We start from the raw sequence: 12,211 nt of genomic DNA, 5'->3' as shown, positions 1-12,211 counted from the left end.
ACGGGCCTGAAAAATCGACATGCACGCATGCGCGAGAAACAGCGGGGTAAGGGGGAAATGCCTCATGCGTAAAGGTTAGATTTTCAAGCCCTTCAAGCCCGTCAGGCCCAAAAAACAAGGTTAACCCTTTGAAAACAAACGAACGAAGCAAGGCAAAATAGCCGATTTTTTAAGCCCAAACCCGAACATTTCAAGCCCGTCAAGCCCAACTCCGACCCGAAGAAAACAAGATATAGCTGATCGCCAGAAGGAATGCACAAGATGATGAATAAAGCAGAGAGGATCGCGGCTGGAAGGTTGCTTGTGCAGGCTGCGCAGGAGGCGCGCGAAGCCTGGCGGGCCGAGGAAGCCGCCCGGCTTGCCGCCATCCGGGACGCCAGCGCGATACCCGATCAATGCGGCCCGGATACCATCGCGGCGCCGGCACGCGGCCCGTTCGTCGTGGAGCCGCAGTTCACCATGGTGCCGAACGGGGTTGACGAGCACGGCTTGGACAAATGGGCGGCGGCGGCCACGGGCTACGGTCACCGGGCCAGCGTGCGCGCCGCCGATGTCTTCGACCGGATGATCGCTTCGGCGCTGCGGCGCAAGCGTCCTTGCCCGCTGACCCATGGCCAGATTGCCATGGGCCGGCACTATGCGATGCTGGTCGAGATGGCGGCGGCCGACGGCACCAAGGTTTCGCGCCTCGATGCGTCGCGGGCGGGCGGCGACAGCATGGGCTGGATGGATCGGCATCTCGACATTGCCCAGGAACTGACGATCCTGCGCAACCGCATCGGGATCAGCGCGGCCTTGCCCGTGCGCCGCATCAGGCCGTCCAAGCGGGGCGAGACGCAGCGCGGCCCGATCATGGATCGCGTGCTGGTGGACATGGTCTGCCTCAAGGGCCGCACGCTGGACGAGGTGCTGATCAGCCATGGGTGGAAGAAGGACGGTCGCACCTACAAAGCCATCGCAGAGGCTCTGTCGGACGCGCTGGACCGTATGATCGGGTATCAGGTCAAAAAAACTTCTTGACCGCTTACGCCACTCTGTGAGACAGAATTCACTAGTATCACGAATTGCGCCCGCAGGGATCATGTCCCGAGCGGGCGTTGTCATTTCCGGCATACCCGAGCGCGCCCGCCGACAGGCGCGATCATCGCATGGCCAGCTGTAGCGGCGGGACGGCTGGCCCAAGGATATCGACATGAGCAGGTTGGGGCGGATGCCCTCGCGCTTCGCCGGTGCCGATCAGGCGGGCCAGCGGTTGAGCCGTGCATTCCAGCACCGCGACCAGCAGCGGGCAGTCATCGCGCCGTGGCGGCGCTGGTATAAGACCGCCCGCTGGCAGCGGCTGCGCGAAAGCGTGCTGATCCGCGACCAGTTCACCTGCCGGAAGTGCGGCGTGATCGAGACCGACACGTCGCTGCTGGTCGGTGACCACATCGTGCCGCATCGCGGTGACGCGGAGTTGTTCTGGTCGCAGGCAAATGTCCAATGCCTCTGCAAGACCTGCCACGACCGGGACAAGCAGGCAGAGGAGCGCGCAGGTGCCACCAATCCTAGTGCCACCAACGGCGATGTCGGCCGGGGTTAGGCAGCCGGCCAACGGGCAGGCACCGTCGAAGCCATGCCCGTGGTGCGGATCGGCGGTGATGGGGCCGAGGTGCCAAGGATGCGGAGGCCCGACCACCGCGTGACCGCGCGGATCGCCGTGCCGACCTCGAAATGCCCGAAAACCGGGCAGATCGGCCCCTCGGACCCCGGAAGGGGGGGGGTGGGTCGAAAGTCAGGGCGCCAGTCGCCGCTAGACCCGCGCCCCCCTCATTCGGAGATTTTTTTCATGTCGGGCGAAGTTTTCGACCTGTTCGGCAACCCCGTTCGCCCGGGCAAGGGTCAGAAGGGGCGCCCGCCCTTCGAGGTCACGGATAAAGATCGCAATAAAGTCAAGCTGTTGCTGGCGATGGGATGGAGCAACCAGCGGGTCGCGAACGCTATCGGTGTCTCGTTGGCGACGCTGAAGCGGTATTTTAGAGCCGAGCTGACCGTGCGGGACCAGATGCGGGACCGGCTGGAGGCGCGGCGGCTGGAACTGGCGATGGACCTCGCCAATGCCGGCAATACCGCCGGGATGCGCGAGCTTGATCGCCTGATCATGAAGAACGACCAGAAGCTGGCGGCGGCGAAGATGACGCAGGCGGACGAGGCCGAGCGGGAAGAGGAGCGGCCGACCTCGCGCTATGTCGGGAAGGGCGAGATTTCCCGCAAGCGGGCCAACGCGCTGGCAGCCGGCGAAACCCAGTCCGAATGGGGCAGCCTGTTGAAGCCGGGAAGCTATGAGAACTGACGATCTGCCGACGCCGGAGGTCTGGGACACGTCCCTGCCGGATTGGAAAGAGCGCATCGTCAATCGCCGGCCGCTGATCCCGGAACTGCCGCTCTTCGATGCGGTGGCGGAAAAGGCCCTGGCGATCTTCAAGCGGCTGCGGCTGCCGGACGTGATCGGGAACCCGACCTTCGCCGAGGCGGGCGACGACTGGATCTTCGATTTCGTCCGCGCCGTGTTCGGCAGCTACGACCCGGTTCGCAAGGTGCGGATGATCCGGGAATTCCTGCTGCTGGTGCCCAAGGGCAACGCCAAGACCACCTATGCCGCGGCCATCATCCTTGTGGCCGCGATCATGAACGAACGGCCGCATGCCGAAATGATGCTGATCGCGCCCAGTCAGAAGATCGCCAAGCGCGCCTTCAGCCAGGCCGCCGGCATGATCCGGCTGGATGAAAGCCTGTCGGCGATGTTCGACCCGAAGGCCTACAGCAACGAGATCGTCAAGTTAGACGAGGTGGTGCCGTCGAAGATCCAGATCGTCTCGGCCGATCCGTCTGTGGTCACCGGCGCGATGGCGACGTTCACGCTGATCGACGAGACGCACGAGTTCTCGAAGATGTCGAAGGCGGCAGACGTGTTCGCCGAGATCAAGGGCTCGCTCGGCAAGCGGCCGGACGGGTTCCTGTTGCAGATCACGACGCAGTCGAAGGCGCCGCCGACCGGGGTGTGGAAGTCGGAACTGACCATCGCCCGCAAGGTGCGGGACGGCGAGATGCGCCGGTCCATGCTGCCGGTGCTTTACGAACTGCCGCCGGAAATGGCGAAGGACGACGGCTGGCGGGATCGCCGCACCTGGGGGATGGTCAACCCGAACCTCAATCGGTCGGTGACCGAGGACTATATCGCCGGCGAGATCGAGAAGGCCGAGATCGACGGGCCGCACCAGATGGCGCTGATCGCATCGCAGCACCTGAACGTCGAGATCGGCCAGGGGCTCAACGCGGATCGCTGGGCCGGGGCGCTCTACTGGGCGAAGAACGCGGTCCCGGGCCTGACCTTCGAGCGGATGCTGGACGAGTGCGACGTGATGGTTGCCGCGGGCGATGTCGGCGGCGCCGACGACCTGTTCGGTTTCTCGGCCATCGGCCGGCACCGCAAGAGCCGGAACTGGCTGGTCTGGTGCTGGGCATGGTGCCTGCGCCCGGTCCTGGAACTGCGCAAGAGCATCGCGCCGAAACTGGAAGAGCTTGCCCAGCTTGGGCAGCTCGGCATCACGGACACGGCGGCCGAGCAGGTCGAGGCGGCGGTGGAAATCTGCTGCCGCATCCGCGATGCCGGGCTGTTCCCGAAGCAGGCCGGCATCGGCCTCGATCCCCATGGCGTCGCCGCTCTGGTCGATGCGCTGGAAGAGGAACGGTTCGAGCTCGGCAAGCACATCGTCCCGGTCGGGCAGGGCTACAAGCTCAGCGGGGCGATCAAGGGCGTCGAACGCCGCCTGTTCGATGGGCGGATGAAGCATGGCGGGCAGGAGCTGATGACCTGGTGCGTCGGCAATGCCAAGGCCGAACAGCGGGGTAACAACGTGTATGTGACGAAAGAGGCGGCGGGCGTCGCCAAGATCGATCCGCTGATTGCGCTGTTCACCGGCGCGATCCTGATGGACGGCAACCCCGAGCCCGCCGGCAATCTGGACGATTTCCTGTCCGATCCCGTGTTGGTGGCGCGCTGATGGGCCTGTTCACTCGCGCGCTGGCGGCGCCGTTCAAGCTCTACCACTCGGTTGCGGAGGAGGTCGCCAAGGACCGCCGCCTGCGGCTGAGCGATGGCTCGGGCTGGTCGCAGCTGTTCGGCCGCTCATCCTATGCCGGCAAGACCGTGACCATGACCAGCGCCATGCAGCTGTCGGCGGTCTGGGCCTGCATCCGGGTCACCGCGCAGGCGATTTCGGCGCTGCCGCTGGGGGTCTACGAGCGGCGCGGCGACGATGACAGGGTGCGCGTCGATGACGATCCGGTCGCCGACGTGCTGACCGGCAGTCCCAATGCCGACCAGACGCCACTGGAGTTCTGGGAGGGGATGGTCGCATGGCTGGTGACCAGCGGGAACGCCTATGCCGAAAAGGGTTTGATCGGCAGCAGGCTGACCTCGCTGGAGCCTTTGCAGGCCGGCGGGCTCAACTGCCGGCCGGTGCGCCTGCCCGATGGACGCCTGGTCTATCGCGTCACCGACCGGGGAAAGACCGAGGACCTGCCGCGCGACAAGGTGCTGCATCTCAAGGGCTTCGGGCAGTCGATTTCGGATCGCGACATCGGGCTGTCGCCCATCGCCGTCGGCGCGAACACCATGGGGGCCGCGATGGCGGCGCAGGAGGCTTCCTCCAGCGTCTTCGCCAACGGCATGATGCCGTCGGGCTTCATCCTTTTCGACCAGCAGCTGACCAAGGATCAGCGCGCTCAGGCCCGCAAGAACCTGATCGAGCCTCTGCAAGGGTCGGGCAAGACCGGCGCCATCGGCATTCTCGAAGGCGGCACCCAGTTCCTTCAGACCCAGATGAACCCCGAGGACGTGCAGATGCTCGACACCCGCCGGTTCGACATCGAGGAGATTTGCCGCTGGTGGGGCGTGCCGCCGATTGTCATCGGCCATGCCGGGCAGGGCCAGACCATGTGGGGCTCCGGGGTCGAGCAGATCCTGATTTCCTGGCTGGTGCTGGGCATCAACCCGATTTGCAGCCGGATCGAGGCTCGCGTGGCCAAGCAGTTGCTGCGGCCGCATTCCTCGCCCCGGCGCTATGCCGAGTTCAACCGCGAGGCGCTCTTGCAGATGGATTCGACGGCCAAGGCCAACTTCATCTCGCGGATGGTGCAGTCGGCGATCATGACCCCGGGCGAGGGCCGCGCCAAGCTGAACCTGCCGCGCAAGGACGGCACGGATCGGCTTCTCGCCCAGACCAGCCTCGCGCCGCTGGAAACGCTCGGCCAGGACAAGCCGACCGGCCAGCTGCGGCAGGCGCTGCTGAATTTCCTCGGCATAACGGAAAAGGACAAGGGCGATGAGCATTCGTGATCTGCCGGCAGCCATGGTCGGGGCAAAGCCGGGCGTGCGCTCGGATATCGGCGCCAAGGTGATCGAGCGCTGGAACCCCGACGTGCGCGCCGCCGCCGAGGATGATGCCGAGGCCTCGATTTCCGTCCTCGACGTGATCGGCCAGGACTGGTGGGGCGAGGGCGTCACCGCCAAGCGCGTCGCCGCGGCGCTGCGCCAGATCGGCAAGCGCGATGTCGTGGTCAACGTCAACAGCCCGGGCGGGGATTTCTTCGAGGGCCTGGCGATCTACAACACGCTGCGCGAGCATCCTGCCAAGGTTACGGTCAAGATCCTCGGTCTCGCCGCCTCCGCCGCCTCGGTGATCGCCATGGCCGGCGACGAGGTGCTGATCGGCCGCGCCGGCTTCCTGATGATCCACAACACCTGGGTCGTCGCGGCCGGCGACCGGCATGCGTTGCGCGAGGTGGCCGACTGGCTGGAGCCCTTCGATTCCGCCTCGGTCGATATCTATGCCGCGCGCACCGGGCTGGACGGCAAGAAGCTCGGCCAGATGCTGGATCGCGAGACCTGGATCGGCGGGCAGTCCGCCGTCGATCAGGGTTTCGCCGACAGCCTGCTGGCGGCCGACGAGGTCTCGGCCTCGGCGCGGCAGGAGGGCGAGGCCCGGGTTCGGGCCGAGAAGAAATTCGATCTGCTGGCAGCCCGGGCCGGGCTGTCGCGCGGCGCGGCGCGGGAAATCCTCGCCGAGCTCAAAGGGGGCAAGCCCGGCGCTGCCCCGTCCGGCACGCAGGACGCTGCCGTCATCGAGGAGGTGCAGAACCTCCTCAAATCCATGAAATCCATCTGAGGAAACAGACGATGAACAAGGCACTCATGCCGCAAGTCTCCCTTGCGGCCCTGATGGCTGCGCGTCCGCAGGCCGCGCTCGGCGCCGTGCACGCGGAGGCCAACCCGGGCAATATCGAGCAACTGATGCGCGAGGTCCGCCAGGAACTGGATCGCATCGGCGGCGACGTGAAGCGCACCGCCGAGGATGCGCTGCGCCAGTCGCGCGATTCCGGCGAGCTGACCCGCGAGCTGAAAAACTCGGCCGACCAGCTGCTGACCCAGCAGAAGATCCTGACGGACGCACAGCAGAAGCTGACCGACCGTCTGGAGCAGCTGGAGACGCGCAACACCGATCTGGAACAGCAGCTTTCGCAGCGCGGTCGCGGCAACCGCGATCAGGTCCAGAGCTTCGGTGAGCGCGCGGCCAGGCATGACGACATGCGCGCCTTTGCGCAGGCCGGCTGCAAGGGCACCGTCCGCATCGCGCTCGATGTCGAGCAGGCGATCACCTCGGTTCGTCCGGGCGGCGGCGGGCTGATCTGGTCGGATCGCGAGACCGAGATCGTCGGCCTGCCGCGCCGGCAGATGACGATCCGCAACCTGCTTTCGCAGGGGCGCACCGGATCGAACGCCATCGAATATGCGCGCCAGACCACGCGGACCAACAATGCCCGCCCGGTCACCGAGGGCGCGCAGAAGCCCGAGTCGGACTATATCTGGGCGCAGGAAAGCGCGCTGGTGCGCACCATCGCGCATTTCGTGCATGTGTCGCGCCAGGCGATGGAGGATGCGCAGCAGCTCCAGACCGAGATCGATACGGAACTGCGCTACGGCCTGATGCTGGCCGAAGAGGGGCAGCTGCTGAAGGGCGATGGCGTCGGCCAGAACCTGGAGGGTCTTGTCACGGCCGCGACCGCCTTCGTCCCGGCCTTCGCGGTCGCGGGCGAGACGATGATCGACACGCTGCGCCTGGCGCTCCTGCAAGCGTCGCTGGCCGAGTATCCGGCCGACGGCATCGTGCTGCATCCGACGAACTGGGCGCAGATCGAACTGACCAAGGATGGCGAGTTCCGCTATATCTTCGCCAACGTCATGCAGCTGGCCGGCCCGCAGCTCTGGGGCCATCCCGTGGTGCAGACCCAGTCCATGGATCTCGATGAGTTCCTGACCGGCGCCTTCAAGGCCGCGGCGACGATCTACGACCGCATGGACCCCGAGGTCATCGCTTCCAGCGAGGATCGTGACAACTTCATCAAGAACATGATCACGGTTCGCGCCGAGGAGCGGCTCGCGCTTGCGATCAAGCGCCCGGCCGCGCTGATCACCGGCGAGTTCAACTCGACGGTGGTTTCCAGCGGTGCGCCGGTCTCCAGCGCCTGATCCTTCACGACAACCTTGGGGCGCCTTCGGGCGCCCCGCTCATGACAGGGGAACGAGATGAAGATCCAGGCATTGCGCGGAATGGTCGGCTCCTACGGCGCGCTGCGGCGCGGACAGGTCGCCGATATCGATGATCATATCGCCGAGAAGCTGGTGAAGGCGGGGCGGGCCGTTCCGGTCGAAGCTGATGCTGCCGACCCTATTCCAGCCTCGGAACCGGGTCCGGTTTCCGGGGCGGATGCCAAGGATACGCGCCGGGCTGGTGGCCGCGCTGGCAAGGCGAAACCTGCATCATCGTCGCCGGCGGACCCAGCGCCGGAGACGAGCGGGCAGGCCTCGCAGCCCTCCGAGGGCAAACCCGCGTAATCGCGATCAACAACAGCTGGCATCTCTGCCCCTGGGCGGATGTGCTCTATGCCTGCGACCTGGCGTGGTGGCGCCACTACAGCGGTGCGTCCGGGTTTGCCGGCCTGAAGCTCGGCGCCGATCCCGCCGTGGATCGCAAGCCCTGGGGCGTCCGGTCGATCCGGGTGCAGCAGACCGTGGACCGCATCCTGACCGACAGGCCGGGTGTCATCGGTTGGGGCGGCAACAGCGGGTTTCACGCGCTGAACCTCGCGGTTCAGTTCGGCGCCCGGCGGATCGTCCTGGTCGGCTACGACATGCAGGTCGAGGCCGGCCTGCACTGGCACGGTGCGCATGAGGGTATGAACAACCCCTCGGAGCAATCGACGGCCCGCTGGCGGCGGATCATCGATGCCGCCGCAACCGATCTCGCGTTGCTCGGGGTCGAGGTCATCAACGCCAGTGCGGTTTCCGCGCTGACGGCCTATCCGAAAACCCCGCTGATGGAGGCGCTGCATGCCGATCATGATCTCGCGGTCAACCGATCTGCCGATTGACCTGGACGCCGCCAAGAAGGTGCTGCGGGTCGATTTCGACGATGACGACGACATGATCCGCGATCTGATCGACGGCGAGACCCGGCGCTACGAGGACTTCGCGCGGCGCATCGTCGCCCAGACCGTGTTCCGGTTCCGGTCGGCGGGCTGGTTCACGCGCATACCGATCGATCTCGATCCGATCCGCAGCATCGCCGGCGTGTTCTATCTGGACCCGGCCATGCAGGAGGTCGAGTTGGCCTTGACCGCCTACCGCTTCGTGCCCTGTTCGCAGGGCGGATACCTGGGCATCTACTCCGACTGGCCCCGGCCGGACCTGGCGGATGTGGCGTTTCCGGTCTGGTTCGAAGTGGTCGCCGGTGCCGATCTGCCCGCCGACAGTCCCGCTGTCGCGCCACTCGATCCGGCCGACCGGATGAACATCCTGCACATGGTCAAGCAGATCTACGACCACGACGATCCGCTGACCGAGGAACAGTTGCGGCGCCGGTTTTCCGGCAGGAGGTTGCTATGGTGAAGGCCGCGGTGCAGACGGCGAGGCTGAAAGAGGCCGTGGCCTTCGACGTGCCTGTGCAGGTTTCCGGCCCCGGGGGCGTCACCTCGACAACCTGGGAACAGCGCCACTCCTGCCGCGCGCAGTTTCTGTATTCGACCGGCTCGGAAGTGGTCGAGGCCGCACGCCTTGAGGGGCGCCCGATATTCAAGATCCGCGTTCGGTCCTGTGCGGCCGCGCGCTCGGTTACCACCGACTGGCAGATGCGGGATACCCGCCGCGCCGCAGTCTACGCAATTCTCGAGGTGGACGGCATCACCGATCCCGCCTGGGTCTACGTCGTCGTCGAGGGAGGGAAGGCGCCGTGAGTGCCAGCGCCGCGCTCCAGATCGCGCTGATCGCGCATCTCAAGGCCGACCCGGCCGTCTCGGGGCATCTCGGGGAGCGGATATTCGACAACGCCCCTGTCGGCGCCTCGTATCCCTACCTGACCCTCGGTCCCGCGCAGGAAATCGACGACAGCGCCGATTGTGTCGACGGGTCCGAATGCTTCCAGCAGATCGATATCTGGACGCAGGAAGGTGGATCGCAGATGTCGGCCAAGACGATCTGCGGCGCGGTTCGGCAGTCGATCAGGCATTCCGACCTGGAATTGGCGGACCCCTATGCGCTGGTTCTGGTCGATGTCACCAGCTGGTCGGTGATCGGCGATCCCGATGAGAAGGTTGCGCATGGGATCGTCACCGTCCGCGCATTGGTGGATGGCTCGTGATGTGGGTTCTCTTCACCGAAACCTTCCGGTGGTGTCCGAAGTCGAATGTTTCGATCCGGTATGACGCCGGCATGCGGATGCGCGTCACGCGCCGCTGCGCCAATGCCGCCCTCGCCAAAGGGGCCGCGGTCAGGATCGACAACCCGAAATCAGGAGGCGGCCATGGCACGGGGCGCGACGATCATGGGGCTGGCGAAGCTCCAGCGGAAGCTTGACCGGCTCCCCAAGGTCGCAAAGGACCAAATCCAGACGAAGATGGCCGAGGCGGCTGACGAGATCGTCGCCATGATGAAGAGCCTTGTCCCGGTGCTGAAAGAGCCCGACGCCCGTCGCCGAGCCGGCGCGCTGCGTGACAGCATCGGCTGGACATGGGGGAAGGCGCCCAAAGGCTCCATGGTTGTGGCTACGCTCAAGGGTGCCGGTGTTGGCGGCGATCTGACGATCACGGTTTTCGCCGGCTCGCGCGACAAATCCCGCGGCCCAGATGACGCCTATTATGTGGCATGGGTCGAGTTCGGCACGAAGAAGATGGATGCGCAGCCGTTCTTCTACGTTTCCTGGCGTGCGAACAGGAAACCTGCCGCGCGCGAGGTTCGCAAGGCCGTGCGCGACGCCGCGCGCCAGGTTGCCAGCGGGCTATAGCGCCCAGACCCCTCTCATCAACGCCTGCCCTGACCGGCGGGCAATTTCATGGAGACCACCATGGCTGTAACGCCTGTCAAAGCCACCACCACGCGCTCGAAGAAGATGTTCGTCCGCCTGTCGAATGGGGCAGAGCCGCCTGAGTTCATCGCTCCCTGCGGCTTCACCGAAAAGTCGTTCAATCGCTCCAAAACCTTCGGAGAGACCGTCACGCCCTATTGCGAGGGGGGAGACGACATCGTCGATTGGGTCGAGCGCGACACCGTCTCGATGACGGCCTCGATTTCGGGGCAGGGCGTGATGGCCCGGCAATCCGTCCCGACGTGGGAGGCCGCGCTGGCAAGCGCCGACAGCATCGAATGCGAGGTTGAGATCGAGTGGCCCGACGGCAGCAAGGAACTCTACACCGGGCGCTTTCACGTCGAGAGCCTGGAGATCGGATCGCCTGAGGGCCAGCGGGTCACGTCCAACGTCAGCATGCAGTCGGACGGACCTGTCGAATACGAGCGGGTGCCGGCCTGATGTCCCGCAGTGCGCAGTTAACGCTTGACTGGGCGGACGGAACCTATCCGTTCGCCCTGAAGATCGAGCAGCTGGCCGAGCTTCAGGAAAAATGCGATGCCGGCCCCTGGTATATCCAATGGGCGTTGGAGGTCTCGCTCCTGGCCCGCACGGCCGGGTTCGCCCCGCCCAAGGATGCCAATGCCAGCTACGTCATCGAGCCTATCAGGCTGGGTCTCATCGGTGGGGGCATGCCAGCCGTCGAGGCGCTGCAAAAGGTCCGCGCCTATGTTGGACCGGGCCAACTGAACGAAAACATCCAGACGGCCTATGCGATCCTCGGCGTGGCGCTGGCTGGTGCACCGGATGATGAGCCAAAAAAGCCCGGGGCGGGAAAGAAGAAGACCGCGAACCGCTCCCGCGCGGCAAAATCAGGTTCGCGGACGTCTTCGGAAACGGTCTCGCCGCCGGCATGAGCCCGTCGGAGGTGAGGCGGTGCAGCTGGTGGGAATTCAGCGCCGCCATCGCGGGCTGGATCGCCGCCAACACCTCGGCCGATGATCAGCCCATGTCGCAGCAGGATGAGGATGATCTGTGGCAGGGGGTTGTTGAGAGGATGGGGTAGTTGGGGCTATCGCCCGAACTTTCCAACGCACTGGTTGAAACTATCAACGTCGCGGCTTTCCGTGATAAAATGCATGCAGGAAGCCGTTTCTTTTATGCATTTTATATCACCATTGCATCGATTGGTTGCAGAAATCAGAAGGTCTGCTTGGGTATTTGACCAGTTTATATCGTCTGTCGATGCAGTGGTTGAAAACTGAGCGGCTTTTCCAATAATTCCAGCCGCTCCTTTCAGGCTCCATTCTGTGTCGACGGTTGAGCCGGTGTCGGTATAGAAGCGAGCAAAAAGAGTGTCGCTGTCGAGCATATTGCGCAGTGTGCCGCGCGTTGGGGCTGGGTCTTGACCGTGCCAAAGTGTGGCTCTCACGCTTTGCCCGTTTGACTTCGCCTTTTCAAGAACGCCGGAATTCAAATCCGATGCTTCTATTTCCGATGGTTCAAAGTTTCCCGGCCGAATGGCAAGAACTCTACCGTTTGTCGGCATCCTATCAAACGTGCTGATTGGAAGAGAGTACAGGGCGCGAACTTTCCCGTCTGTATCTCGAAAAATATGGATGGAAAATCCTTCGGAATTTGTTTCGCTGGCAGCAGTGTATTTGTGGCCGCTAATCGGATCCCGCCAGCCCTCCACGACCTCCCAAGACAAGGCAGGAAGTGACGCGATTATAATTGCGGACAAAAATGTAAAAACCTTAAGCACTGGTCCC

The 12,211-nt window shown here is 64.7% G+C and carries 16 protein-coding genes; 15 read left to right on the top strand and 1 reads right to left on the bottom strand.

Annotated features, from left to right (window positions below):
- The first annotated feature begins 252 nt into the window (after positions 1-252).
- The 15 genes from E3U25_RS17380 to E3U25_RS17310 all read left to right on the top strand — a co-directional run bounded on the left by E3U25_RS17380 (position 253) and on the right by E3U25_RS17310 (position 11,356).
- Entirely contained in the window at positions 253-1,020 is a 768-nt protein-coding gene (locus E3U25_RS17380) for a hypothetical protein (RefSeq protein WP_244295176.1), read from the top strand.
- 172 nt (positions 1,021-1,192) lie between these two features.
- Positions 1,193-1,582 (top strand): HNH endonuclease, encoded by a 390-nt coding sequence (locus tag E3U25_RS17375; RefSeq protein WP_116222064.1) that lies wholly within the window; start codon positions 1,193-1,195, stop codon positions 1,580-1,582.
- 246 nt (positions 1,583-1,828) lie between these two features.
- Positions 1,829-2,332: a helix-turn-helix domain-containing protein gene (locus tag E3U25_RS17370; protein ID WP_116222065.1), complete on the top strand. Its 504-nt coding sequence runs from the start codon at positions 1,829-1,831 to the stop codon at positions 2,330-2,332.
- Complete coding sequence (locus tag E3U25_RS17365) at positions 2,322-4,043, top strand: terminase large subunit (RefSeq protein ID WP_116222066.1); 1,722 nt, start codon at positions 2,322-2,324, stop codon at positions 4,041-4,043. Before E3U25_RS17370 ends, E3U25_RS17365 begins: the two co-directional genes overlap by 11 nt.
- Positions 4,043-5,380: a phage portal protein gene (locus E3U25_RS17360; RefSeq protein ID WP_116222067.1), complete on the top strand. Its 1,338-nt coding sequence runs from the start codon at positions 4,043-4,045 to the stop codon at positions 5,378-5,380. The genes E3U25_RS17365 and E3U25_RS17360 overlap by 1 nt, the downstream gene beginning before the upstream one ends.
- Positions 5,367-6,209 (top strand): head maturation protease, ClpP-related, encoded by an 843-nt coding sequence (locus E3U25_RS17355; RefSeq protein WP_116222068.1) that lies wholly within the window; start codon positions 5,367-5,369, stop codon positions 6,207-6,209. Before E3U25_RS17360 ends, E3U25_RS17355 begins: the two co-directional genes overlap by 14 nt.
- An 11-nt stretch (positions 6,210-6,220) precedes the next feature.
- On the top strand, positions 6,221-7,570 hold the full coding sequence (locus E3U25_RS17350) for a phage major capsid protein (RefSeq protein ID WP_116222069.1): 1,350 nt from the start codon (positions 6,221-6,223) through the stop codon (positions 7,568-7,570).
- 57 nt (positions 7,571-7,627) lie between these two features.
- Positions 7,628-7,936, top strand: a complete 309-nt coding sequence (locus E3U25_RS17345) for a hypothetical protein (protein ID WP_116222070.1) — start codon at positions 7,628-7,630, stop codon at positions 7,934-7,936.
- A 41-nt stretch (positions 7,937-7,977) separates the two neighbouring features.
- Entirely contained in the window at positions 7,978-8,472 is a 495-nt protein-coding gene (locus E3U25_RS17340; RefSeq protein WP_116222071.1) for a hypothetical protein, read from the top strand.
- Entirely contained in the window at positions 8,432-8,989 is a 558-nt protein-coding gene (locus tag E3U25_RS17335) for a hypothetical protein (RefSeq protein ID WP_244295177.1), read from the top strand. The genes E3U25_RS17340 and E3U25_RS17335 overlap by 41 nt, the downstream gene beginning before the upstream one ends.
- Positions 8,983-9,333: a phage head completion protein gene (locus E3U25_RS17330; RefSeq protein ID WP_244295179.1), complete on the top strand. Its 351-nt coding sequence runs from the start codon at positions 8,983-8,985 to the stop codon at positions 9,331-9,333. The genes E3U25_RS17335 and E3U25_RS17330 overlap by 7 nt, the downstream gene beginning before the upstream one ends.
- Positions 9,330-9,737 (top strand): DUF3168 domain-containing protein, encoded by a 408-nt coding sequence (locus tag E3U25_RS17325; protein ID WP_166435536.1) that lies wholly within the window; start codon positions 9,330-9,332, stop codon positions 9,735-9,737. Before E3U25_RS17330 ends, E3U25_RS17325 begins: the two co-directional genes overlap by 4 nt.
- Positions 9,738-9,899: 162 nt before the next feature.
- Positions 9,900-10,379, top strand: a complete 480-nt coding sequence (locus E3U25_RS17320) for an HK97-gp10 family putative phage morphogenesis protein (protein WP_244295181.1) — start codon at positions 9,900-9,902, stop codon at positions 10,377-10,379.
- A gap of 48 nt (positions 10,380-10,427) precedes the next feature.
- Positions 10,428-10,901 (top strand): phage tail protein, encoded by a 474-nt coding sequence (locus E3U25_RS17315; protein ID WP_041529800.1) that lies wholly within the window; start codon positions 10,428-10,430, stop codon positions 10,899-10,901.
- On the top strand, positions 10,901-11,356 hold the full coding sequence (locus E3U25_RS17310; RefSeq protein WP_116222073.1) for a gene transfer agent family protein: 456 nt from the start codon (positions 10,901-10,903) through the stop codon (positions 11,354-11,356). The genes E3U25_RS17315 and E3U25_RS17310 overlap by 1 nt, the downstream gene beginning before the upstream one ends.
- A gap of 155 nt (positions 11,357-11,511) precedes the next feature.
- Here E3U25_RS17310 and E3U25_RS17305 read toward each other — a convergent pair whose 3' ends face one another.
- On the bottom strand, positions 11,512-12,204 hold the full coding sequence (locus tag E3U25_RS17305; RefSeq protein WP_281029316.1) for a hypothetical protein: 693 nt from the start codon (positions 12,202-12,204) through the stop codon (positions 11,512-11,514).
- Positions 12,205-12,211: the final 7 nt, after the last annotated feature.

It is taken from the genome of Paracoccus versutus (genome assembly GCF_029909795.1).
GTDB classification, from domain to species: Bacteria; Pseudomonadota; Alphaproteobacteria; order Rhodobacterales; family Rhodobacteraceae; genus Paracoccus; species Paracoccus versutus.
Note: the sequence above shows the minus strand (reverse complement) of the source record. Positions and strands in the feature narration are given on the sequence as shown.